The organism is Bacillus sp. Au-Bac7 (genome assembly GCF_021341655.1).
In the GTDB taxonomy this organism is placed as follows: Bacteria; Bacillota; Bacilli; order Bacillales; family Cytobacillaceae; genus Niallia.
Genome location: NZ_JAJTTG010000020.1, coordinates 1 through 23,570, shown reverse-complemented (window position 1 = coordinate 23,570; position 23,570 = coordinate 1). Strand labels below are relative to the sequence as shown.

Below are 23,570 nucleotides of genomic sequence, written 5' to 3'. Positions count from 1 at the left end.
GTTACTCTTGCATGCCTACTTTTTCTGATTCAGGCTCTTGTGCATCTGGTGCTATTGTTAGAGATTCAGCTTGTTGAATATCATCATCATCTTCTGTATCTCGCATTTCTATTTCTTCTTCTGTGCTGGATAGGATTTTAACATCCAATCCTAAGCTTTGAAGCTCTTTCATTAATACACGGAATGATTCAGGAACACCTGGTTCAGGTACATTCTCACCTTTTACAATGGCTTCATATGTTTTCACACGACCAACTACGTCATCTGATTTAACAGTAAGAATCTCTTGCAAAGTATAAGCCGCACCGTATGCTTCAAGTGCCCAAACCTCCATCTCACCGAAACGCTGTCCGCCGAATTGCGCTTTACCGCCCAATGGCTGTTGCGTAACAAGAGAGTAAGGACCAGTTGATCTAGCATGAAGCTTATCATCAACCATGTGTGCAAGTTTAATCATGTACATGACACCGACAGATACTCTGTTATCAAACGGTTCACCTGTACGTCCATCATAAAGAACTGTTTTAGCATCTTGAGCCATTCCAGCTTCTCTAATTGTTTCCCAAACATCTTCCTCACGAGCACCATCAAATACAGGTGATGCAACATGGATATTCAAGCTTCGTGCTGCCATACCTAAGTGCAGCTCAAGAACCTGACCGATGTTCATACGAGATGGAACCCCAAGTGGGTTTAACATGATATCAACAGGTGTACCATCAGGTAGATATGGCATATCTTCTTCAGGTAAGATTCGGGAAATAACCCCTTTGTTACCATGACGTCCCGCCATTTTATCTCCTTCATGGATTTTACGTTTTTGTACGATATAAACGCGTACAAGCTGGTTAACACCTGGTGGCAGTTCATCTCCGTCTTCACGGTTAAACACCTTCACGTCGTGGACAATTCCGCCGCCGCCGTGTGGTACACGAAGACTTGTATCGCGCACTTCACGTGCTTTTTCTCCGAAGATTGCATGAAGTAGACGCTCTTCTGCAGTAAGTTCTGTTACTCCTTTTGGAGTTACTTTACCAACAAGAAGGTCTCCATCTTTCACTTCAGCACCAACACGGATAATTCCGCGGTCATCCAAGTTGCGAAGAGCATCTTCCCCAACGTTTGGAATGTCACGTGTAATTTCTTCAGGTCCTAGTTTCGTATCACGAGACTCTGACTCATATTCTTCAATATGAATAGATGTATACACATCGTCTTTAACAAGGCGTTCGCTCATGATGATGGCATCTTCATAGTTATAGCCATCCCATGTCATGAAGGCAACAAGAACGTTTCTTCCTAGAGCCAGTTCTCCCAATTCCATAGAAGGTCCGTCAGCAAGGATTTCGCCTTTTGTTACTCTGTTTCCAACAGCTACAATTGGTCTTTGGTTGTAGCAAGTTCCTTGGTTAGAACGAATGAATTTAAGCATTCTATATTTATCTAAGTTACCTTTAACTTCTTGACCGTCAATAACAGTAACTCTTCTTACCCACACTTCACGTGCTTCAACATGTTCAACAATACCTTCATGCTTACAGATAACAGCAGCACCTGAGTCTTTACCAGAAACATATTCCATTCCAGTACCTACTCTTGGAGCTTCCGGCTGCATCAAAGGCACAGCTTGACGTTGCATGTTCGCTCCCATAAGGGCACGGTTCGAGTCATCATTTTCTAAGAACGGAATACATGCTGTCGCTGCAGACACAACCTGTTTAGGAGATACATCCATATAGTCGATGCGATCGCGTTTAACAACAGTGTTTTCCCCTCTGAAACGTGCAACTACTTCCTCATCTAGGAAAGAACCGTCATCTCCAAGGCGAGAATTCGCTTGGGCAACAACATAGTTGTCTTCCTCATCAGCAGTCAAGTAATCGATATGATTCGTTACTTGGCCTGTCTCTGCATCTACACGTCTATACGGCGTTTCAATGAAACCAAAACGGTTCACTTTCGCAAATGAAGACAAGGAGTTGATCAAACCAATGTTCGGTCCCTCTGGAGTTTCAATTGGACACATACGTCCATAGTGAGAGTAGTGAACATCACGAACTTCGAAGCCAGCACGTTCACGTGTCAAACCACCAGGTCCCAATGCAGATAAACGACGTTTATGAGTCAACTCAGCAAGCGGGTTTGTTTGGTCCATGAACTGTGAAAGCTGTGAGCTTCCGAAGAATTCTTTAATAGACGCAATAACAGGTCTGATATTAATCAATTGTTGCGGAGTAATCGTGTTTGTATCCTGAATAGACATTCTTTCACGAACTACACGCTCCATTCTTGATAAACCGATGCGGAATTGGTTTTGAAGCAATTCCCCAACAGAACGCAGACGTCTGTTACCTAAGTGGTCGATATCATCTGTCAGACCAACACCATGAAGCAGGTTAAAGAAATAACTGATTGATGAAATGATATCTGCAGGAGAGATGTTTTTAACAGCTTCCTCTACATATGCATTGCTAATAACGTTAATTTCTTTTTCTCCATCATCAATTGGTGCATAGATTTTAACAGATTGAACTGTTACATCATCTTCTAAAACGCCACCGTATGGGTTAAGAGTTTTAAAGCCGATGTTATTTTCCAAGTTAGGAATGATACGGTCCAATGCACGTCTGTCTAAAAGAGTACCCTTCTCTGCGATAATTTCGCCTGTTTCAGGGTCCACAAGTGTTTCTGCCAAACGTTGGCCGAACAATCTATTTTTGATATGAAGCTTTTTATTAATTTTATATCTACCTACATTTGCTAAGTCATATCTCTTTGGATCAAAGAATCTTGACACCAATAGACTTTTCGCATTTTCAACAGTAGGCGGCTCACCAGGACGTAAACGCTCATAAATTTCTAAAAGAGCTTTCTCCGTACCTTCTGTGTTATCTTTTTCAAGAGTATTTCGCAAGTATTCATTGTCCCCGATTAAGTCAAGAATCTCTTGATCGGATCCAAATCCTAACGCACGCAATAATACTGTTATTGGAAGTTTACGTGTACGGTCAATACGCACATACACTACATCCTTCGCGTCTGTTTCGTACTCTAGCCAAGCACCACGGTTTGGAATTACAGTAGCAGTAAATCCTTTTTTACCGTTTTTATCTAATTTACCATTATAGTAAACACTTGGAGAACGAACTAACTGTGATACGATTACACGTTCTGCACCGTTAATTACGAACGTACCAGTCTCTGTCATAAGTGGGAAATCACCCATGAATACATCCTGGTCCTTTACTTCCCCTGTTTCTTTGTTAACAAGACGAACCTTTACACGCAATGGTGCTGAATATGTAACATCTCGCTCTTTTGATTCCTCGACAGAGTACTTTGGTTCACCTAAACTGTAGTCGATAAAATCCAATGATAAGTTGCCAGTAAAATCTTCAATTGGTGAAATATCTTGGAACATTTCACGCAATCCCTCATCTAGAAACCATTGATAGGAAGAGGTTTGGATTTCTATTAGATTTGGTAATTCTAAAACTTCACTAATTCGTGCATAGCTTCTGCGCTGGCGGTGTCGTCCATACTGAACAAGTTGACCTGTCAACTGATTCACCCCTCAAATCAAACGTTATAGTACATCTATTAACATCTTATAAACAGCATACAATGTTATTTATAAGACAAAAAGAAAAAGGGTTTTCAAAACAAAAAACCGCATTTTTCATATTTCAAGTATTATTTTGTTAGCTTTTCCGAAATCCACCAATTTTATACATTAATTGAATAAAAAAATGGATAAAAGAAAAATAATATATTGGCATTATACAATGCTATCACAACGATTCGGACTAGTCAATCCTTTTTGCTTTTATAATAAAATAACCTTTTTGCTTATCAACAACATCTACTTCTTGGAATAACTGTTCCAGTTTTTCCAAAGCAGATGGAGCTCCCTGTTTTTTTTGAATAACAACCCACAGCTCTCCATTATTGATGAGATGCTCATAGCTTTGTTCAAATATATCATGGACAACCTTTTTTCCTGCGCGGATTGGCGGATTTGTTAAGATACTTGCAAATTTGTTCCCTTTTACCTGCAGTAGTCTGTCACTCTCATAAATAACAACATTGCCAATTTGATTGAGAGCAGCATTTTCTTTCGCTAGTGCCAATGCTCTTTCATTGACATCAACCATATGCACTTTTCTATCCATCGCTTCTTTTGCAATAGAGAGTCCGATTGGACCATACCCGCAACCTACATCAAGTATGTCGCCATCAACTTCTGGGTATGTAAAAGCCTCGATTAATACCCGTGAACCGAAGTCTACTTCTTTCTTGGAGAACACCCCATTGTCTGTCTTAAAACGAAATTTGTTTTCTTTTAGGGTAAAGTCCCAATAATTTGGATCACTGCTAACATTCTGGGAACGAGAGTAATAATGTTCAGTCATACTTGACCACCTCCATGGAGATTTAATAGAAGAAATGCTTCCGAGGATATTAACAAAATGTATTTTAACATTTGTTTATTTCAAGGTCAAAAAAGCCCGCCTATGCAGCGGGCTTTTCCAAACTAACATTACTTAACTTCAACGTTAGCTCCAACTTCTTCAAGTTTAGCTTTGATTTCTTCAGCTTCTTCTTTAGTAGCTCCTTCTTTAACAGCTTTAGGAGTGTTGTCAACAAGTTCTTTCGCTTCTTTAAGACCAAGGCCTGTGATTTCACGAACAACTTTGATAACTTTGATTTTTTGATCTCCAGCAGATGCAAGAACTACATCAAACTCAGTTTTTTCAGCTGCAGCGTCTCCACCAGCAGCACCAACAACAGCAACAGGAGCTGCTGCAGTTACACCGAATTCTTCTTCAATAGCTTTAACTAGGTCGTTTAGTTCTAAAACAGTCATGTTTTTAACTGCTTCTAAGATTTGTTCTTTAGACATTATATTTTTCCTCCTTGTTTTGTATGTGTTTTATTAGGATACATGATAGTAGCGTAATAGATTACGCTCCTTGTTCTTCTTTTTGTTCTGCAACTGCTTTTGTAACAAGAGCGAAGTTGCGGATTGGTGCTTGAAGCACGCTGAGTAGCATAGAAAGAAGTCCTTCGCGAGATGGTAGCTCAGCAAGAGCTTTAACATCTTCAACAGAAGCGATATTTCCTTCAATTACACCCGCTTTAATTTCAAGCGCTTCGTTTTTCTTAGCGAAGTCGTTAAGAATTTTTGCTGGTGAAACTACATCTTCATTACTGAATGCAATAGCGTTAGGACCAGTCAAAGCATCATTAAGACCGCTTAGTCCAGCAGCTTCAGCAGCGCGGCGTGTCATTGAGTTTTTGTAAACTTTGAATTCAACGCCAGCTTCACGAAGCTGTTTACGAAGTTCAGTTACTTGAGAAACAGAAAGACCACGGTAGTCAACAACGATTGTTGATTTACTAGCTTTCAATTTCTCTGCGATATCAGATACAATTTGCTGCTTTTGTTCGATAATGCTGCTCATCTTTACACCTCCTGTAGAATTACATTCATACCGACAAATAAAATCCTCCACATCCGAAAAGACATGGAGGAATATACAATAGTCGTTTACACAACTGTTAAGTCTATCGTATTACCTCGGCAGGGAATTAAGCGTTAAGCACCTGCTGTCTTTGGTATAAATGTTATATTTATTTTAACAACAAGATGTAGTATAGGCTATCTATCTTGTTTTGTCAAATGCCAATTTTTATCAAACAGTAGAAGGATCTACTTTTACGCCAGGACCCATTGTTGAAGTAACAGAAACGTTCTTCATGTAAGTTCCTTTTGCTGCTGCAGGTTTTACTTTTTGCATTGTTTCAAAGATAGTTGTGAAGTTATCAACTAGTTTAGCATCTTCGAAAGATACTTTACCGATTGGAACGTGGATGTTTCCAGCTTTGTCCACACGGTATTCTACTTTACCAGCTTTAATTTCGTTAACTGCTTTTGTAACATCAAAAGTAACTGTTCCAGTTTTAGGGTTTGGCATTAAACCTTTAGGTCCCAATACGCGACCAAGTTTACCAACTTCACCCATCATGTCTGGAGTAGCAACGATAACGTCGAAATCGAACCAACCTTGTTGGATTTTAGTGATATATTCAGCATCTCCAACAAAATCTGCACCTGCAGCTTCTGCTTCTTTAAGCTTATCGCCTTTAGCAAAAACTAACACGCGTTGAGTTTTACCAGTACCGTGTGGAAGCACAACAGCTCCACGGATTTGTTGGTCAGCTTTCTTAGGATCTACTCCTAGACGGAAAGCAACTTCAACTGATGCATCAAATTTTGTAGTGCTTGTTTTTTTAACTAGTTCAATTGCTTCTGCAACTGGGTAAGCTTTAGTACGATCAACTTGCTTGATAGCTTCTAAATACTTCTTACCTTTTTTAGCCATAACTATATTTCCTCCTTGAATTGTGGTTTTAGCGGAATTACCTCCCACGAATAAAGGTTGCGACGCTAACAAAAGATGTCGCAACCTTAATCAACAGAACCATATTGGATATGGTTTAGTCTTCAATAACAATACCCATGCTGCGGGCAGTACCTTCAACCATACGCATAGCTGCTTCAACGCTAGCTGCATTTAGATCAGGCATTTTTGTTTCAGCAATCTCGCGTACTTTATCACGCTTAACAGTTGCTACTTTATTACGGTTAGGTTCACCAGAACCAGACTCAATACCAGCTGCTTTTTTCAATAAAACTGCAGCAGGTGGAGTTTTTGTAATAAATGTAAATGAACGGTCTTCAAAAACCGTAATCTCAACAGGAATAATTAAACCAGCTTGTTCAGCTGTACGAGCGTTAAACTCCTTACAGAATCCCATGATGTTAACACCTGCTTGACCTAGTGCTGGTCCAACTGGTGGCGCCGGATTTGCTTTAGCTGCTGGAATTTGCAATTTAACAACTTTAATTACTTTTTTAGCCACGAGACACACCTCCTTAAAGTCCGTGATGTGGTAATAGGGGTTTTCCCCTCCCACTCAACACATATAATCTTTATATTATCATAAAGAATGCGACAATATTCCATCTCATCTTTTGAGACATACTGACCTTTGAAATATTAACACTTTTTCTCGTTCATTTCAAGTTTTTCAGGTTAAAATTTTTCAATTTGTGTAAAATCAAGCTCTACAGGTGTATCCCTGCCGAACATATTCACTAAAACTTTTACTTTTGCTTTATCATTATCTATCTCTTCGACAGATCCTGTGAAGTTTGCAAATGGACCTTCATTTACTTTAACTGTTTCACCCAATTCAAACTCGATATCAATACGTTGTTCGTCAACGCCCATTCTCTTAAGAATAACTTGTACTTCGTCAGGCATAAGCGGAGTCGGCTTTGAACCCGAACCTGCAGATCCAACGAATCCTGTTACACCAGGAGTGTTGCGGACAACATACCATGAATCATCTGTCATCACGATTTCTACAAGCACATAGCCCGGGAATACCTTTCTTTTTACAACTTTCTTCTTGCCGTTTCTTATATCAGTTTCTTCTTCTTCTGGAACGATTACACGGAAAATTTTATCCTGCATTCCCATTGTTTCAACACGTTTTTCTAGGTTGGCTTTGACTTTGTTCTCATAGCCAGAGTAAGTATGTACTACATACCAATTTTTTTCCATATTCGAGGACTGTTATGTCCGTCCCTCCTTAACGCTATTTTACTCTTCATGCCTTATGTAATGCATTCATTTAAAAAGAGCAATCCCATAAAAAAGCTTAATAGTTATTTTCAAGCAATGAAAAAACCCGTTTCCGGGCTTTGTGTGTTTCCTATTGTGTTACCATTATACCATGAGTGGACAACAGTTATTCAAGTATTAAACGAATTAGTTCGGAAATTCCCATATCAACTAGTGCAAAGAACAAAGCAAAGAACACTACTGTCGCAAGGACGGTGATTGTGTAGTTAGTCAGTTCCTTTCTTTTCGGCCAACTAACCTTTCTTAATTCTCTGCCTACTTCGCGGAAAAAGTTAACAGTGCGTTGCATTTCGTTACCTCCATATTTAAAAGCGGGTAGCCTGTCTTAGCAGCATTTGCTATTTTGTCTCTTTATGAACTGTATGTGCATTGCATGTTTGACAATATTTCTTCACTTCAAGGCGATCTGTGGTTTTGCTGCTCATTGTCGAATAGTTTCTGGAGCCGCATTTTCCACAAGCCAATACAAGCTTATTTCTCATTAAATAACACCTACTACGTCCTTTATATCTCCCCAAACTGTAACATGGACATGAATGTATGTCAATATTAGTCAGTTAATTGCCTTTTCTGCGGTTTTGTAACTATCACAGTGAAAACTCCCGGATCTCCAGGTAGCGCTCAAGCTTTCTTTTAACCCTTTGGAGAGCGTTATCTATCGACTTTACATGCCTGTTAAGCTCTTCTGAAATCTCCTGATAGGATTGTCCATCTAAATACAGAGCTAACACTTTCCTTTCCAAATCACTCAGAAGCTCGGACATTTTCACTTCGATATGGTCAAACTCTTCTTGATTGATTATTAATTCCTCTGGATCTAATATCTTCGCTCCAGAAATAACATCCATTAATGTTCGATCTGACTCTTCATCGTAAATTGGCTTATCAAGAGAGACGTAGGAATTTAAAGGAATATGCTTCTGTCTTGTTGCCGTCTTTATTGCAGTGATAATTTGCCTCGTAATGCATAATTCAGCAAAAGCCTTAAATGACGACAGCTTGTCCCCTTTAAAATCTCGGATGGCTTTATACAAACCAATCATGCCTTCTTGAACAATATCTTCTTTATCAGCACCGATTAGGAAATAAGATCTAGCTTTAGCTCTTACAAAATTACGATATTTTTGAATGAGAAAGTCTAAAGCATCACTTTCTCCCTTATGAACTAATTCGACCAGTGTTTCATCATCAAGTTCTAAATACTTCTCAACACTTTCATTACTCTTACTCCTGTTGTCAGCACTCATTCAGATCCCCCCGACCGCACAATCATGGATAAAACCATTATACAGTAGGGTTTTTTTAAGCGTCAACAACTCATTTCTCGCCGCGGCGCCATTTTTCAAATAATTCTTCCATTTCTTTAGAAAGCGGTATCTTAATTACAGGCTTTCTTTCTTTAATTCGCTTTACTTTTTTTTCGATATTTTTTTCAATATCAGCCATTTCTATCAGGAGCTCTCTCGCTGAAATCCTTAGAGCTCCTTGTCCAAATATAGCCCACTGTTCAGTAAAATCCGATGTAGCAACATGAACTTGTGTTCTTCTATTGCTTAGCTCTTTTGCTAGCTTTTCGATTCTTTCATCAGCCGTTTCATTTTCCTTTGTGAAAATCACTTCAACCTTAGAGTTTCTGTACTTTTTTTCCGTACCCCTGACATAGTAGGCATCAAAAACTATGATGACACGATACCCTGAATACCCCTGATATTCTGCCATTTTCTCGAGCAAGGCATCTCTAGCAGCCGCCAAATCATTATTCTTCAACTTATTGAGCTCTGGCCATGCTCCTATAATGTTATAGCCGTCAACTATAAGTATATCCATCATTATCCCTCAATTGGATGGCGTTTACGGTATACCTCATACATTAAAAGTGCTGCAGCTACGGATGCATTTAATGATGTCACTGCACCTGCCATAGGCAGCTGGATAAGAAAGTCGCACTTGTCACGGATGAGCCTTCCCATCCCTTTCCCTTCACTTCCAATTACAAGGCCAAGCGGCATTGTTCCATCAAACCTGCGGTAATCTTCTTTGCCTTTCGCATCAGTTCCTGCGATCCATACTCCTCTTTCCTTGAGCTCATCAATCGCTCTGGCCATATTTGTCACCCTAACAACCGGGATATGTTCAATCGCTCCCGTCGATGCTTTAGCAACAGTTGCAGTCAGCCCTACTGCTCTTCTTCTTGGAATAATAATTCCATGTGCTCCTACAGCATCGGCTGTACGCATAATAGAGCCTAGATTATGCGGATCTTCAATCTCATCCAACAGCATAAAAAATGGTGCTTCATTTCGCTTTTCAGCAAGTGCGAACAAATCATCTATTTCAGCATATTGGTAAGCGGCAACCTGAGCCACAACCCCCTGGTGGTTTGCATCTACAAGTGTATCAAGCTTTTTCTTTGGCACAAATTGAACAAGTACATTCGAATTTTTCGCTAAACCGATCACGGTCTGCATTTGCCCTTTTTGGGAGCCTTCTGCAATAAGAATCTTATTGACATCCCTTTCTGATTTTAACGCTTCAATTACTGCGTTCTTTCCAACAATATAATCATTATCCACTATTGGTTCCTCCTACTGCTTTTCAATGATGGATAAGGCAGCTTGAATAATTTTTTCAAGCCGCTCCTCATCCTTAGACAAATATAAATACCCAAGCACAGCTTCAAAACCAGTGCTATACCGGTATGTTTGAACATCCGTATTTTTTGGTATACTCCCAGATTTTGCGTTTCTGCCTCTTTTCATGACCGCAAATTCTTCAGGTGTGAAAAAATCCTCCGCTATCAGCGCATGGACGACCTTTGCTTGCCCCTTTGCTGAAACATACTTAGTAGCTTCCCTATGGAGCTGGTTAGGCCTCACCTTGCCGCTATATAGAAGATGCCTTCTGACGTATATCTCCAGTACAGCATCACCCATATACGCAAGAGCCAAGCTATTCAGTTGTTTTTCATCAATATTCTTATCGTAAAGGAGCATTCATTACCCTCTTTTCCAGCGAATGCCCTGTGGCGTATCTTCTAATATGATGTTCATCGCTTTCAATTGGTCTCTAATTTGGTCAGCCAATTGGAAATTACGTTCTTTGCGTGCCTGATTTCGTTTTTCGATAAGTGCTTCTATTTCCTCGTCAAGCAAATCTTCCTGCGCAAGCGAAAGCCCAAGCACTCCGAAAAGCTCTTCAAATTCTTTTATAAACGCATTGATGACAGCCGCTGACGTTGTCTTTTCCAATAAGTAATAATTAGCTTGCTGGGAAAGTTCAAATAACACGGAAATACCGTTAGCTGTGTTAAAATCATCATCCATACTTTCAATGAATTGATTATGCAAATTAGTGATTTTTTTCAGCCATTCTTCATTCGTATCCGTTAGGTCAGTGCTTGTAACCTTGCGGTGCAGCAAGTTATCGTAAGAAGTTCTAATACGCTCCAATCCAGCTCTTGTATTCTCTAGTACTTCTTCACTGTAATTGATTGGGTTGCGGTAATGAACCGACAGCATAAAGAATCTTAATACTTGTGGATCGTGGATCTGCAGAATATCGTGAACTGTAATAAAGTTACCTAACGACTTAGACATTTTCTCATTATCAATATTAATATAGCCATTGTGCATCCAATAGTTTGCAAACGTCTTTCCTGATAATGCCTCTGATTGGGCAATCTCATTCTCATGATGAGGGAAGGCTAGATCCTGTCCTCCTGCATGAATGTCAATTGTGTCCCCTAAATACTTTTTAACCATTGCTGAGCACTCTATATGCCATCCTGGTCTTCCTTGTCCCCACGGGCTTTCCCAAGAGATTTCTCCCTCTTTTGCATTTTTCCATAGAGCGAAATCAAGAGAATCTTGCTTTTTTTCACCAACAGCTATTCTTGCTCCAGATCTAAGCTCATCAATTGATTGATGCGATAATTTACCGTATCCTTCAAATTTTCTAGTATGATAATAGACATCTCCCTCTGACTCATAAGCATAGCCTTTATCAATTAGCGCTGCGATGAATTCAATAATGATATCCATACTTTCTGTTACACGAGGATGGGTATCTGCTTTTTTGCAACCAAGTGCTGTAACGTCTTCAAAATAAGCTTCAATAAAGCGGTCTGCAATAGCAGGAACCTCTTCTCCAAGCTCATTGGCAGCCCTAATCAATTTATCGTCTACATCAGTGAAATTAGAAACAAAGTTTACATCATAGCCTCTAAATTCTAGATAGCGTCTTACTGTATCAAATACTATTGCTGGTCTTGCATTTCCAATATGAATATAGTTGTATACGGTTGGACCGCAAACATACATTTTAACCTTACCCTCTTCTAAAGGTACAAAATCTTCTTTTTCCCTTGATAATGTATTATAAATTTGAATAGGCATTACCTATATCTCCCTTCCTTTTTCAGCTCTTTCAATTCGGTTTTTAAATGAAGCAGCTCATTCTCTAATTCCTTCATTCTCTCCGCAAATGGGTCAGGTAAATCGGAGTGGTTTAAGTCTTTTTTTATTCTAATACCATCCTGCACCACTACCGTCCCAGGAATACCTACGACTGTGGAATTTGGCGGAACATCTTTCAAAACAACAGAACCGGCTCCAATTTTTGCATTCTCACCAATAATTATCGAACCTAATACTTTTGCTCCAGTTGCAATTAACGCATTATCCTTGACCGTTGGATGTCTCTTTCCTTTTTCTTTCCCGGTTCCTCCTAAGGTTACCCCTTGAAATATCGTCACATTATCACCAATTTCGCAAGTTTCCCCTATAACAACTCCCATGCCATGATCTATAAAGAGTCTTTTTCCAATCGTCGCTCCTGGGTGTATTTCTACACCAGTTACTAAACGGCTGAATTGAGATATCGTGCGGGCAAGAAAAAACCATCTATGTTTGTAAAAACGATGCGCAAGGCGATGAAGCCAAATCGCATGCAATCCAGAGTAAGTAAGGACTACTTCAATTGTGCTTCTTGCTGCAGGATCTTGTTCAAATACTACTGATATGTCTTCTTTAATGCGCTTAAACATTTTAACCCTCCCAATTCCTTCTCTATTTACATGAAAGTCGTTTATATTCCCCCAACTTTGCTTTATACCTACAAAAAAAAGCGTCTCTGTCCATAAAGACAGAGACGCTTTTATATGCGCGGTTCCACTCTGTTTAGATTATTCCCTAGGCAATAATCTCCACTCAAACCTTGTTAACGGTTAGGAACCGCCTTTATTTACTAAACAAAAGACCTAGAAACTGCTTTTCGTTTTTCAATATAGGACTCAGAGGGGCACTTCAAAAAAGGAGAGGCTTGAACCACTTTCAGCCGCTGATGGTTCTCTCTAAAAAGCATCCTTTTTTTACTTTTCCTCTTCTACGATTTATTATTTATTTGGTTTTCCTTTACTATATTACATTTTTATCAGAATGTTAACCAATTAGAGATAATAATCTTTTTTCAATTTTAGAAGATCCAAGCAATTCAATTGCTTTAGGAAGATCTGGTCCATGTGTTTGACCAGTTGCAGCTACACGAATCGGCATAAATAAATTTTTGCCTTTTTGGCCTGTAGCCTTCTGGACTTTTTTAATGGCAGCTTTAATATTATCTGCAGTCCATTCACTCAAAGCATCCAGCTCTTCCTTAAAGGAAGACAGCACTTCCTTCACTTGTTCACCAGATAATACCTCTTTTGCTTCTTCATCATACTCTATATCTTCACTGAAGAACAATGTAGATAGACCGACAATATCAGCACCACAGCTCATTTGCTCCTGGTACAAGCCGATTAGATTATGAACCCACATGTCCTCTTCACTTGAACGGTTCTCCTCAACAAGTCCTGCTTTAATAAGATGAGGTAACGCCAGCTCAATGACCTTGCTTAGGTCAGCCTTTTTAATGTACTGGTTGTTCATCCATGCCAGTTTATTCTGGTCAAAGAGAGCAGGTGACTTCGAAAGTCTTGCTGCGTCAAAGATTTTGATGAATTCATCCTTCGTAAAGAGCTCTTCCTCTCCTTCTGGAGACCAACCTAGCAGGGTAATAAAGTTGAAAAGTGCTTCTGGCAGATAGCCAAGCTCTTCATATTGCTCGATAAATTGAATAATAGATTCATCTCGTTTGCTCAGTTTCTTTCTGCTTTCATTGACGATTAAAGTCATATGGCCAAACACTGGTCTCTCCCAATTAAGCGCATCATAAATCATCAGCTGCTTAGGTGTGTTTGTAATATGGTCATCTCCCCTAAGAACGTGGGAAATTTCCATTAGATGATCATCTATAGCAACCGCAAAGTTATATGTAGGGGTGCCGTCTTTTTTAACGATAACATAATCCCCAATTGTTTCTGATTCAAAAGAAACAGATCCTTTGACCATGTCCTCAAATTCATACACAACATTCTCTGGAACCTTAATTCGGATGCTAGGCTGTCTGCCTTCCGCTTCTAGTTTCGCCTGTTCTTCCTTAGTCAAATGACGGCATTTGCCGGAGTATTTCGGTGTTTCATTATTCTTTACTTGCTCTTCCCGCTCTGCTTCAATTTCTTCTTCCGTACAGTAGCACTTATACGCTAATCCGCGATCAAGCAATTCAGTATAATATTTTTTATAGATGTCATTTCGCTCTGATTGACGGTAAGGACCAAAATCTCCACCGACATCTACGCTTTCGTCCCAATCTATGCCAAGCCACTTTAAGTATTTTAATTGGCTTTGCTCTCCACCTTCGATATTACGTTTTTTATCTGTATCCTCAATTCGGATAATAAACTTCCCACCCAAATTGCGTGCATATAAATAATTGAATAATGCAGTACGCGCATTCCCTATGTGTAAATGTCCCGTTGGACTTGGGGCATAACGAACACGTATTTCGTTACTCATGGTTCTGCCTCCTCGAATTTGTTTCATAAATATTCCTTGTTTATTCTATCACTTAGTATTTTCCATTAAAAGAGTGTTACTACACTTTTCTCTGTAAAAGAACAACTGCCAAAGAGGCAATTCCTTCTCCTCTTCCTGTAAATCCTAATTTCTCTGTTGTTGTCGCCTTTACATTTACGTTTTCAAGCGGTGTTTCCAACAGCTCAGCAATTCTAGATTGCATTTCCTTAATATGCGGCGCCATTTTTGGCTGCTGTGCCATAATTGTACAATCAGCATTCACCAACTCATAGCCTTTTGACTTCACCTTACTCCAAACTTCTTTTAACAGAACTGCTGAATCAAAGTCCTTGAAAGCCTGATCTGTATCAGGAAAATGCCTGCCAATGTCTCCTTCTCCTATAGCACCCAAGCAAGCATCTGCTATAGTATGTAAAAGCACATCTGCGTCAGAGTGTCCAAGCAGTCCTTTTTCATAAGGAATCTCAATACCGCCGATTATAAGCGGTCTCCCCTCTACTAGTTGATGCACATCAAAACCTTGTCCTATTCGCAACATGTCTTGTACTCCTTTTGCTGTTAAGATTTATACTTTATTTTTTGTATGATTGCCTCTGCAAAATATAGATCTTCTGGTGTAGTTAATTTTATATTGTCATAGTTGCCCATGACAATTCTAACGTCTTGCCCCAATCTCTCTACAAGACTAGCATCATCTGTGCCTAGAAACCCCTCTTCAATTGCTCTTTCATGGGCTTCTTTTAACAAGGAAATACGAAAAGCTTGTGGGGTCTGGATAGCCCACAAGCTAGAACGTTCTACTGTCTCTTCAACTACCCCGTCTTTTACCTTTTTGACGGTATCTTTAATTGGGACCGCTAAGACAGATGCTCCACTCGCTGCTGCAGCTTCCGTCAACTCCTTCATCTGATGAAGGTCGATGAATGGTCTAGCGGCATCATGAACAAGGACGATAGCATCATCTGAAATTTCCTTTACAGCATTGTAGACACTATACTGCCTTTCATCTCCACCGTTTACGATTGCAGCAATTTTCGTTATTTTATTCCTTTTTATCAGTCCATGCATTTCTTGTTTATCCTGGGGGCTGGTAACCAACCAAATCTTGCTACAGTTTTCATCCTTTTCAAACACCTTGAGAGTATGGATAAATACTGGCAGACCGTCTATTTTAAGGAACAGTTTATTCTTCCCTGCTCCCATTCTTTTCCCCTGACCCGCGGCCGGTATAATGACTTCATAAGCCATAAAACAAACTCCCATCCATTACAATGCTTTTTCTAATAACTTTGGTTTTGCAAAAATCATTCTTCCTGCCGATGTCTGCAAAACACTAGTGACAAGCACATCAATATGTTTTCCTATAAAGTTGCGTCCTTCTTCAACAACGATCATCGTGCCGTCATCCAAATAGGCAACACCTTGGTTATGCTCTTTACCATCTTTAATAATAAGTATCTTCATTTCTTCCCCTGGCAAAACAACTGGTTTTACAGCATTCGCCAAGTCATTAATATTTAGAACGGATACCTTTTGCAATTCACAAACCTTATTTAGGTTAAAATCATTAGTAACTACAACACCATTTGTGATTTTAGCGAGCTTTACAAGCTTGCTGTCCACTTCTGTAATTTCTTCAAAGTCGCCTTCATAAATCTCCACTTTGATTGCAAGCTCTTTCTGAATGCGATTGAGGATATCAAGACCTCTTCTTCCTCTGTTTCTTTTCAAAGCATCAGATGAATCTGCGATATGCTGCAATTCACCAAGTACAAACTGCGGAATTACAATCGTTCCCTCAAGGAAACCTGTCTGGCAAATGTCAGCGATTCTTCCATCAATAATGACACTCGTATCTAGAATTTTCAAATTGCTCTTTTCTGGTTTTGATACTTCCTCTTCATTTGCTTTCTTCTTTCTAGCTGCAAAAAGAGTGGATAGCTCGTCTCTCTTTTTGAACCCTACCTGAAAACCTAAATAGCCAAAAAGTAAAGTTAAAAGAATAGGCGCGACCGTATTGATTAACGGTACTTTTATGGCGGTTAGTGCATAGCCTATCAAGAAGGCTAATATCAGTCCAAATGCTAAACCGACACTTCCTGTAATAATATCAGTGATTGGAGCCTTAACAAGGGTTTCTTCCACCAGCTTGATAAAATTAACAATATAATCTATCGCCCAAAAAGTAATAAAATAAAAAATAATGGCACCAAGTATTGCCGATACATAAGGGTTATTTATTAAATTATGATTTAAGTTAACCATATTTAATAAATCAGGAATAAAAACGATTCCCAAAGTCCCTCCAATAATTAAAAAACATGCCTGTACAATCCGTCTTAACAATACTTACACCTCCTCTTTCACATTATAAACAAATTCCCGAATTTGAAACCTAATATTACAGAGAATTTTTTTATTTGTAATGAAAAAGTTAAATAGCAAACTTTTTGTTCTTTTTTGGCTATTTTTAGAGTAGCATTCTTGGTAATTAAATGTCAAATTATTTAAACATTACATTTTATCATACCAATAATGCAACTTCAATTGTTTTTTCTATAGAACTTGTCCGGTTACTCTCCTAAGGCAGCTTTTAACGCCTCTCCAACAGAACTGACACCAATCAGTTCAATCCCCTTGGGAGCACTAAGACCTGATAGGTTATTAGCAGGCAATATAACGCGCTCAAATCCTAATTTAGCCGCTTCTTGTACTCGTTGTTCGATTCTGGATACTCTTCGCACTTCCCCAGTCAGACCTACTTCTCCAATAATGCAGTCTGTCGCCCTTGTGGTCTTATCTCTGAAGCTGGATGCAATACTAACAGCTATAGCAAGATCAATCGCCGGTTCATCAAGCTTAACTCCTCCCGCAACCTTTAAATAAGCATCTTGGTTTTGCAACAGCATTCCAACTCTTTTTTCAAGTACTGCCATCAATAATGGCACACGATTATGATCTATCCCTGTTGCCATCCGTCTTGGATTTCCAAAGCTTGTTGGAGAAATAAGGGCTTGTATCTCGACAAGCACAGGTCTTGTTCCTTCCATGGATGCCACAACTGTTGATCCAGCAGCACCTTGTGAACGTTCCTCCAGAAATATTTCTGATGGATTTTCGACTTCTTCCAGTCCAAATTCCTTCATTTCAAAGATTCCCATTTCATTCGTGGAGCCGAAACGGTTTTTAACAGCCCGCAATATCCTGTAGGTATGATGTCGTTCTCCCTCAAAATATAAAACGGTATCCACCATGTGCTCAAGCAGTCTTGGGCCTGCAATAGACCCTTCCTTTGTCACATGACCAACTATAAAAATGGCAATTCCCTTTGTCTTTCCTATCCTCATCAGTTCAGCTGTACACTCTCGCACTTGGGAGACACTCCCCGGGGCAGAAGTGACTTCTGGATGAAAAATTGTTTGGATAGAGTCTATTACCACAAAATCTACCTTTGAGTTTTCTATCGTTCTGCTGATTTCCTCTAAGTTTGTCTCTGAATATACAAGGAGATCATCAGACATAACTCCAAGCCTGTCTGCTCTCAGCTTTGTTTGTTTTTGTGATTCCTCTCCTGAAACATATAAAACAGACTGTTTTTTCAGGGCTAATTGTGCAGATACCTGCAAGAGCAGTGTCGATTTCCCAATCCCCGGATCTCCTCCGATAAGCACAAGAGAACCAGGTACCACCCCACCTCCGAGCACGCGGTTAAGCTCTTCTAGATCTGTTTTAATTCGAGGCTCATTAACTGTCTCAATGCTTGTTACAGGAATAGGCTTGGCAGCTATTGTCACACCTTGAGAATGAGCAAATGCCCCTTTCCTCTGTGCTGGAGCCTTTTCTACTTCTTCCACCATTGTATTCCAATTTCCACAGCCTGGACATTTACCCATCCATTTTGCAGACTCATAGCCGCATTCCTGACATAAGAACTTTGTCTTTCTTTTCGCCATGCTTGTATCTCCTTACCTTTAACTATCTCTTCTATTCTTACAAAGTATAAATGGCACACGCAATAGTAAAACGTGTGCCATTTATGATATTAAGCGTTATTTTTGCAGGTTTGTCAATTGCTGTGTATCTTTCACCCTTACAGTGAATTCCCCATCTTCCACATCTAGATCAATATGCTGTCCGTTTAAGACCGTGCCTTTTAAAAGCTCCTCTGACAGACGGTCTTCGATATGCTTCTGAATGGCCCTGCGTAGTGGTCTAGCTCCATATTCAGGATCATAACCTTCTTGTGCGATCTTCTCCTTAGCAGCATCAGTGATAGTCAAATATATTTCTTGTTCTTTCAATCTGCTTACTAACTGATCTGCCATTAGAGATACAATCTCTTGAAGATGCTTCTTCTCTAAGGAATGGAACACAATAATCTCATCGATACGGTTTAAGAACTCTGGACGGAATGCTCTTTTCAGCTCTTCCATCACACGTCCTTTCATATCTTTGTAGTCCTGTTCACCATCCTGAATATTAAAGCCTACATATTTATTCGTTTTTAAAGCAGACGCACCAACATTCGATGTCATGATTAGTACTGTATTTCTAAAATCAACTGTTCTTCCTTTAGAGTCAGTTAAGCGCCCGTCTTCTAACACCTGCAGCAGAATATTGAAAACATCCGGGTGAGCTTTTTCTATTTCATCTAAAAGTACAACTGAATAAGGTTTTCTTCTTACTTTCTCAGTAAGCTGTCCGCCTTCCTCATAACCTACATACCCTGGAGGTGAACCAACAAGTCTTGACGTAGAATGCTTCTCCATGTACTCGGACATATCAATGCGAATAATTGCATCTTCATCGCCAAACATTGATTCAGCAAGGGCACGCGCAAGCTCTGTTTTACCTACACCTGTTGGTCCTAAGAAAATGAAGGAACCAATAGGGCGTTTTGGATCTTTCAAACCGGCTCTTGCTCTTCTTACAGCTTTGGAGATAGCTTTTACTGCTTCCTCTTGGCCAATTACCCTGTTATGAAGAATGTTTTCCATATTAAGAAGCTTATCTGTTTCAGTTTGTGCCAATCTTGATACAGGGATTCCAGTCCAGCTTGATACAACAGTTGCGATATCTTCCACTGTTACTTCTGTATTTTCTTGACCCTGTTTTTCTTTCCAATTCTTCTTCGTTTCTTCCAGCTGTTCACGAAGTCTTTGCTCTGTGTCACGCAAGGAAGCAGCCTTTTCAAACTCTTGGCTTTGGACTGATGCATCCTTTTCTTTGCGCACTTCCTCTAATTTAACTTCTAGTTCCTTTAAGTTAGGAGGAGTTGTGTAAGATCTTAATCTTACCTTCGATCCTGCTTCATCTATTAAATCAATTGCTTTATCTGGCAAGAAGCGATCAGAAATATAACGATCTGACAATTTCACTGCTGCTTCAATTGCTTCATCAATGATTGATACACGGTGATGCGCCTCATATCTGTCACGCAGACCTTTTAAAATCTGGATAGATTCATCAATAGTAGGCTCATCAACTGTGATTGGTTGGAAACGTCTTTCTAGAGCAGCATCTTTCTCAATATATTTGCGGTACTCATCTAATGTAGTCGCACCAATACATTGCAGCTCTCCTCGAGCAAGGGAAGGCTTTAGAATATTAGATGCATCAATTGCACCTTCAGCACCGCCTGCCCCAATCAGTGTATGCAACTCATCAATAAAGAGAATGATGTTACCTGCTTGGCGAATCTCATCCATAACCTTTTTCAAACGGTCCTCAAATTCACCGCGGTATTTTGTTCCTGCTACAACTGTACCCATATCTAAAGTCATAACCCTTTTATCTCTTAAAATTTCAGGTACTTCATTTTGAACAATTTGCTGTGCCAATCCTTCTGCTATTGCCGTTTTACCGACACCAGGCTCACCGATAAGAACAGGATTGTTTTTAGTTCTTCTGCTCAATACTTCAATTACACGTTGAATTTCCTTACTTCTACCAATAACTGGATCTAGACTACCTTCTCTTGCAATAGCAGTTAAATCTCGTGCAAGACTGTCTAGAGTTGGAGTATTTGCGCTTGCAGCAGAGCTGCCTTGATGGCTTCCCGATTCACTGCTTCCAAGTAGTTGTAATACTTGCTGTCTTGCTTTATTTAAACTAACACCAACATTATTGAGGACTCGTGCTGCTACACCTTCTCCTTCTCGGATAAGACCAAGAAGAATATGCTCTGTACCTACATAAGAATGACCAAGCTTTCTTGCTTCATCCATAGAAAGTTCAATTACTTTTTTTGCTCTAGGAGTGTAGTGGATTGTTTGAGAACCTTCCTGACCTCTGCCAATTAGGTTTTCTACCTCCTCCTGGATTTTTTCAGGACTTAAGCCAAGTGCTTGCAGTGCCTTTGCAGCAATGCCTTCTCCTTCTCGGACTAAACCAAGAAGAATATGTTCTGTACCAATATTGTTATGTCCTAAGCGGATTGCTTCCTCTTGTGAAAGTGCCAGTACCTTTTGTGCTCTTTCTGTAAAACGTCCAAACATCATAATGTCATCCTCCCAATTATATAATTACTCTGTTTCCAACAATAATCTTTCTCTTATTAAGGATGCGCGGCGTATGTCGCGATCATTTGGATTCATTTGCCCGCCTGAATAAAGTTGCAGAAAACCAGGCTGAGTCAAGATAAGCAGTTCATTTAGTATCCCTTTTGATACATTTTTAATAAAGCCCATATCGATACCTAATTGAAGGTCCGATAAGCATTTAGCTGCTTCTTTTGTTTCTATTATTCTGCTGTTACAGAGGATTCCATATGATCGGAAAACCCTATCTTCTAATTGTATGTTTGAAGTTCTTACTAATGCCTCTCTTGCAGCTCTTTCTTGTTCAATAAGCTGATGCACGACGCTTTTTAATTCTTCTACTATATCGCTTTCTGATTTCCCTAATGTTATCTGGTTGGATATTTGAAATATATTACCTAAAGCTTCGCTGCCCTCACCGTAAATTCCTCTAACAACTAAACCTAATTGATTGATGGCAGGAATAATTCTATTCATTTGTTGGGTTAGAACCATCCCAGGGAGATGCATCATAACAGATGCTCTTAAGCCAGTGCCTATATTTGTCGGACAGCTTGTTATATACCCAAGCTCAAGGTGATAAGCATAATCAATGGACTCTTCCAGCCAATTGTCTATTTTATTTGCTTTCTCTAACGCTTCCATAACCTGCAAACCAGGCTTTATACATTGGATTCTAATGTGGTCTTCTTCATTGAGCATGATGCTTACTTCCTCATCCTCAGAAAGAACGCATGCTCCATATGCAGCATCATTGGCAAGAAGAGGACTGATTAAATGTTTTTCAACAAGAACCCTTTTTTCAAGTTGCTGAAGATCTTCCATTTTAAGTAGTTCTAAGTTGTCAAAACTTTCGTTTGACTGTGCTGATACCTTTTCACCGACTTTTTGAATCACTGTTTCTGCTTCTTCATTAGAGAAAAGTATCGGAAACTTGTTGGAATTTATGTTTCTAGCTAATCTTATTCGAGAGGTCAGAACGATGTCAGAGTCTGGTCCATCTGAGCACATCCAAGATGTTTTTGCTTTATTAATGAATTTTTCAAAAGACAACTCTTACTCGCTCCCCTCATTAAAAGTAACCAATTGTTTTTCCTTTTTTCTAATCTCGTCTCTTACCTCAGCAGCCTTTTCAAACTCCTCTTGTATGATAAGATCTTTAAGTGTTTCTCTAAGTTTGCCAATTTCCTTTTTGATTAAGATATGTCCGCCTACTCTTTCTGGAACCTTTCCTTTATGTTCGACATTTCCTCCATGCAATCTCTTTAAAATTGGCTGAAGTCTGTCTTTGAAAGTTTCATAGCAATTAGGACAGCCAAACCTCCCAATTTTCGTGAATTGAGGGAAAGTCATTGAGCATTCCTTACATTGAAGCTCTGCTTCCTTTTGATACGGGTCATGTTTAATATGTTGAATGCTCGGTTCCATGTTTAGTAAACCGGCTAACAGGCTATTGAATGAAAATCCCGGAGTTTCATTTGCCGTAAACAAATCTCCCTTTTCTCTGGCACAATGTTCACATAGATGAAATTCCGTTTTATTCCCATTAATGATTTTGGAGTAATGAAGTGTTGCAGGCCTTTGATTACATTCTGAACAATTCATGCTTTCACCTCACAACTAACATTATTATTTATATTTTAGGGTAGTTAACATCGCTTTTAACAGTCTTGCTCTTAGTTCATCTCTATATGGAAGGTCAAGATACAGTACAGAGCGATCAATAACACTTAGCATTATTTTCGCTTCTCTTTCATTTATGACCTCTTCTTCAACAAGACGGTAAATGACGTCTTCTGCACTGCTTTGAGGTATTCGACTTTGAATAAGGGAAAGTAATTGGTCGATCAGATGAGCGTAATCATGTGATTGAACCTTCATTATTCGAATGAAGCCGCCTCCGCCACGTTTGCTTTCAACTAAATACCCTTTTTCAATTGTGAATCGGGTATTGATGACGTAATTTATTTGTGATGGTACACAATCGAATTTGTCGGCAACTTCGCTTCGTTTTATTTCAACAAGTGATTTTCCGCTCATCTCTAATACTTCTTTTAAATAATGCTCAATTATATCCGAAATATTTCTCACCAAGCCTCCCCCTTCTGACTTTGACTATATTTGACTATAATTATACATGATAAAAAAGTCGTTTAGCAAGATTGATGTTTTATTAATTTTCCCATTATCGCTTAATTTCAAACCTAGAGAAAAAATTTTTATAGGTATTAGAGGGGGGATTGATAAATTATATTTAACTATAGTCGGATTTGTGTAGATTTTCAAGTAATAGCATGAGCATTTTTTGAGGTAATGGTAAGTGGATTTTAAGAAGCATGATTTTTGGGGGTTATAAATAAAAAAAGTCTTAAAAGCAAAATGCCTTTAAGACTTTTCAG

General features: G+C 39.3%; 24 protein-coding genes and 2 other annotated features. All 24 genes read right to left on the bottom strand.

The genetic code is table 11. From position 1 onward, the window contains the following. Window position 1: 1 nt before the first annotated feature. Window positions 2-3,562 (bottom strand): DNA-directed RNA polymerase subunit beta, encoded by a 3,561-nt coding sequence (rpoB, locus tag LXM54_RS25055; protein WP_233318664.1) that lies wholly within the window; start codon window positions 3,560-3,562, stop codon window positions 2-4. A 244-nt stretch (window positions 3,563-3,806) separates the two neighbouring features. After that, the gene (locus tag LXM54_RS25050) at window positions 3,807-4,412 is read right to left on the bottom strand and encodes a class I SAM-dependent methyltransferase (RefSeq protein WP_233318662.1); all 606 of its coding nucleotides are present in this window, start codon (window positions 4,410-4,412) and stop codon (window positions 3,807-3,809) included. 128 nt (window positions 4,413-4,540) lie between these two features. Further along, window positions 4,541-4,903 (bottom strand): 50S ribosomal protein L7/L12, encoded by a 363-nt coding sequence (gene rplL / locus LXM54_RS25045; RefSeq protein WP_192486434.1) that lies wholly within the window; start codon window positions 4,901-4,903, stop codon window positions 4,541-4,543. A gap of 61 nt (window positions 4,904-4,964) precedes the next feature. Further along, window positions 4,965-5,465 carry a 50S ribosomal protein L10 gene (gene rplJ, locus LXM54_RS25040; protein ID WP_192486435.1) on the bottom strand — a complete coding sequence of 167 codons (501 nt, stop codon included), beginning with the start codon at window positions 5,463-5,465 and terminating at the stop codon, window positions 4,965-4,967. A gap of 29 nt (window positions 5,466-5,494) precedes the next feature. Continuing rightward, window positions 5,495-5,638: a sequence feature (ribosomal protein L10 leader region), on the bottom strand. A 58-nt stretch (window positions 5,639-5,696) separates the two neighbouring features. Continuing rightward, the gene (gene rplA, locus LXM54_RS25035; protein ID WP_192486454.1) at window positions 5,697-6,386 is read right to left on the bottom strand and encodes a 50S ribosomal protein L1; all 690 of its coding nucleotides are present in this window, start codon (window positions 6,384-6,386) and stop codon (window positions 5,697-5,699) included. 115 nt (window positions 6,387-6,501) lie between these two features. Beyond that, window positions 6,502-6,927, bottom strand: coding sequence for a 50S ribosomal protein L11 (rplK, locus tag LXM54_RS25030; protein WP_141434103.1), 426 nt, complete (start codon window positions 6,925-6,927; stop codon window positions 6,502-6,504). A gap of 173 nt (window positions 6,928-7,100) precedes the next feature. Next, window positions 7,101-7,634 (bottom strand): transcription termination/antitermination protein NusG, encoded by a 534-nt coding sequence (gene nusG / locus LXM54_RS25025; protein ID WP_192486436.1) that lies wholly within the window; start codon window positions 7,632-7,634, stop codon window positions 7,101-7,103. 187 nt (window positions 7,635-7,821) lie between these two features. Continuing rightward, a complete protein-coding gene (gene secE, locus LXM54_RS25020; RefSeq protein ID WP_192486437.1) occupies window positions 7,822-8,004 on the bottom strand; it encodes a preprotein translocase subunit SecE in 183 nt (60 codons plus the stop codon). A gap of 49 nt (window positions 8,005-8,053) precedes the next feature. Then, the gene (gene rpmG / locus LXM54_RS25015) at window positions 8,054-8,197 is read right to left on the bottom strand and encodes a 50S ribosomal protein L33 (RefSeq protein WP_192486438.1); all 144 of its coding nucleotides are present in this window, start codon (window positions 8,195-8,197) and stop codon (window positions 8,054-8,056) included. Between the two features lie 105 nt (window positions 8,198-8,302). Continuing rightward, the gene (gene sigH, locus LXM54_RS25010; protein WP_192486439.1) at window positions 8,303-8,962 is read right to left on the bottom strand and encodes an RNA polymerase sporulation sigma factor SigH; all 660 of its coding nucleotides are present in this window, start codon (window positions 8,960-8,962) and stop codon (window positions 8,303-8,305) included. 70 nt (window positions 8,963-9,032) lie between these two features. Beyond that, on the bottom strand, window positions 9,033-9,542 hold the full coding sequence (locus LXM54_RS25005; protein ID WP_192486455.1) for an NYN domain-containing protein: 510 nt from the start codon (window positions 9,540-9,542) through the stop codon (window positions 9,033-9,035). 2 nt (window positions 9,543-9,544) lie between these two features. After that, a complete protein-coding gene (rlmB, locus tag LXM54_RS25000; RefSeq protein WP_233318661.1) occupies window positions 9,545-10,288 on the bottom strand; it encodes a 23S rRNA (guanosine(2251)-2'-O)-methyltransferase RlmB in 744 nt (247 codons plus the stop codon). A gap of 12 nt (window positions 10,289-10,300) precedes the next feature. Beyond that, window positions 10,301-10,708 carry a Mini-ribonuclease 3 gene (locus tag LXM54_RS24995; RefSeq protein ID WP_192486441.1) on the bottom strand — a complete coding sequence of 136 codons (408 nt, stop codon included), beginning with the start codon at window positions 10,706-10,708 and terminating at the stop codon, window positions 10,301-10,303. A 3-nt stretch (window positions 10,709-10,711) separates the two neighbouring features. After that, a complete protein-coding gene (gene cysS / locus LXM54_RS24990; RefSeq protein WP_233318658.1) occupies window positions 10,712-12,109 on the bottom strand; it encodes a cysteine--tRNA ligase in 1,398 nt (465 codons plus the stop codon). Further along, window positions 12,109-12,759 carry a serine O-acetyltransferase gene (gene cysE, locus LXM54_RS24985; protein ID WP_192486443.1) on the bottom strand — a complete coding sequence of 217 codons (651 nt, stop codon included), beginning with the start codon at window positions 12,757-12,759 and terminating at the stop codon, window positions 12,109-12,111. The genes cysS and cysE overlap by 1 nt, the downstream gene beginning before the upstream one ends. Window positions 12,760-12,856: 97 nt before the next feature. Next, window positions 12,857-13,109, bottom strand: a binding site (T-box leader). Between the two features lie 44 nt (window positions 13,110-13,153). Next, the gene (gene gltX, locus LXM54_RS24980; protein WP_192486444.1) at window positions 13,154-14,611 is read right to left on the bottom strand and encodes a glutamate--tRNA ligase; all 1,458 of its coding nucleotides are present in this window, start codon (window positions 14,609-14,611) and stop codon (window positions 13,154-13,156) included. 79 nt (window positions 14,612-14,690) lie between these two features. Then, window positions 14,691-15,170, bottom strand: coding sequence for a 2-C-methyl-D-erythritol 2,4-cyclodiphosphate synthase (ispF, locus tag LXM54_RS24975; RefSeq protein WP_233318657.1), 480 nt, complete (start codon window positions 15,168-15,170; stop codon window positions 14,691-14,693). Window positions 15,171-15,190: 20 nt separating this feature from the next. Continuing rightward, window positions 15,191-15,880 (bottom strand): 2-C-methyl-D-erythritol 4-phosphate cytidylyltransferase, encoded by a 690-nt coding sequence (gene ispD / locus LXM54_RS24970; protein WP_192486446.1) that lies wholly within the window; start codon window positions 15,878-15,880, stop codon window positions 15,191-15,193. Between the two features lie 18 nt (window positions 15,881-15,898). Further along, on the bottom strand, window positions 15,899-16,978 hold the full coding sequence (locus tag LXM54_RS24965) for a PIN/TRAM domain-containing protein (RefSeq protein WP_192486447.1): 1,080 nt from the start codon (window positions 16,976-16,978) through the stop codon (window positions 15,899-15,901). A 227-nt stretch (window positions 16,979-17,205) separates the two neighbouring features. Beyond that, window positions 17,206-18,585 (bottom strand): DNA repair protein RadA, encoded by a 1,380-nt coding sequence (gene radA, locus LXM54_RS24960; protein WP_192486448.1) that lies wholly within the window; start codon window positions 18,583-18,585, stop codon window positions 17,206-17,208. 96 nt (window positions 18,586-18,681) lie between these two features. Continuing rightward, on the bottom strand, window positions 18,682-21,132 hold the full coding sequence (clpC, locus tag LXM54_RS24955; RefSeq protein ID WP_233318655.1) for an ATP-dependent protease ATP-binding subunit ClpC: 2,451 nt from the start codon (window positions 21,130-21,132) through the stop codon (window positions 18,682-18,684). Window positions 21,133-21,156: 24 nt separating this feature from the next. Continuing rightward, entirely contained in the window at window positions 21,157-22,224 is a 1,068-nt protein-coding gene (locus LXM54_RS24950; protein ID WP_233318652.1) for a protein arginine kinase, read from the bottom strand. Window positions 22,225-22,227: 3 nt separating this feature from the next. Further along, on the bottom strand, window positions 22,228-22,776 hold the full coding sequence (locus tag LXM54_RS24945; protein ID WP_233318650.1) for a UvrB/UvrC motif-containing protein: 549 nt from the start codon (window positions 22,774-22,776) through the stop codon (window positions 22,228-22,230). Between the two features lie 24 nt (window positions 22,777-22,800). Then, the gene (locus tag LXM54_RS24940) at window positions 22,801-23,265 is read right to left on the bottom strand and encodes a CtsR family transcriptional regulator (protein WP_267913490.1); all 465 of its coding nucleotides are present in this window, start codon (window positions 23,263-23,265) and stop codon (window positions 22,801-22,803) included. Between the last annotated feature and the right edge of the window lie 305 nt (window positions 23,266-23,570).

What these genes read in the sequence shown, in the direction of transcription:
- clpC (WP_233318655.1), bottom strand. Translation starts at nt 21,132, where the DNA reads ATGATGTTTGGACGTTTTACAGAAAGAGCACAAAAGGTACTGGCACTT.
- radA (WP_192486448.1), bottom strand. Translation starts at nt 18,585, where the DNA reads ATGGCGAAAAGAAAGACAAAGTTCTTATGTCAGGAATGCGGCTATGAG.
- LXM54_RS25050 (WP_233318662.1), bottom strand. Translation starts at nt 4,412, where the DNA reads ATGACTGAACATTATTACTCTCGTTCCCAGAATGTTAGCAGTGATCCA.
- ispF (WP_233318657.1), bottom strand. Translation starts at nt 15,170, where the DNA reads ATGTTGCGAATAGGACAAGGTTTTGATGTGCATCAACTAGTAGAGGGG.
- LXM54_RS24945 (WP_233318650.1), bottom strand. Translation starts at nt 22,776, where the DNA reads ATGAATTGTTCAGAATGTAATCAAAGGCCTGCAACACTTCATTACTCC.
- LXM54_RS24995 (WP_192486441.1), bottom strand. Translation starts at nt 10,708, where the DNA reads ATGCTCCTTTACGATAAGAATATTGATGAAAAACAACTGAATAGCTTG.
- LXM54_RS25005 (WP_192486455.1), bottom strand. Translation starts at nt 9,542, where the DNA reads ATGGATATACTTATAGTTGACGGCTATAACATTATAGGAGCATGGCCA.
- rplJ (WP_192486435.1), bottom strand. Translation starts at nt 5,465, where the DNA reads ATGAGCAGCATTATCGAACAAAAGCAGCAAATTGTATCTGATATCGCA.
- rpmG (WP_192486438.1), bottom strand. Translation starts at nt 8,197, where the DNA reads ATGAGAAATAAGCTTGTATTGGCTTGTGGAAAATGCGGCTCCAGAAAC.
- rplL (WP_192486434.1), bottom strand. Translation starts at nt 4,903, where the DNA reads ATGTCTAAAGAACAAATCTTAGAAGCAGTTAAAAACATGACTGTTTTA.
- secE (WP_192486437.1), bottom strand. Translation starts at nt 8,004, where the DNA reads ATGCAACGCACTGTTAACTTTTTCCGCGAAGTAGGCAGAGAATTAAGA.
- gltX (WP_192486444.1), bottom strand. Translation starts at nt 14,611, where the DNA reads ATGAGTAACGAAATACGTGTTCGTTATGCCCCAAGTCCAACGGGACAT.
- sigH (WP_192486439.1), bottom strand. Translation starts at nt 8,962, where the DNA reads ATGAGTGCTGACAACAGGAGTAAGAGTAATGAAAGTGTTGAGAAGTAT.
- cysE (WP_192486443.1), bottom strand. Translation starts at nt 12,759, where the DNA reads ATGTTTAAGCGCATTAAAGAAGACATATCAGTAGTATTTGAACAAGAT.
- rplA (WP_192486454.1), bottom strand. Translation starts at nt 6,386, where the DNA reads ATGGCTAAAAAAGGTAAGAAGTATTTAGAAGCTATCAAGCAAGTTGAT.
- nusG (WP_192486436.1), bottom strand. Translation starts at nt 7,634, where the DNA reads ATGGAAAAAAATTGGTATGTAGTACATACTTACTCTGGCTATGAGAAC.
- ispD (WP_192486446.1), bottom strand. Translation starts at nt 15,880, where the DNA reads ATGGCTTATGAAGTCATTATACCGGCCGCGGGTCAGGGGAAAAGAATG.
- cysS (WP_233318658.1), bottom strand. Translation starts at nt 12,109, where the DNA reads ATGCCTATTCAAATTTATAATACATTATCAAGGGAAAAAGAAGATTTT.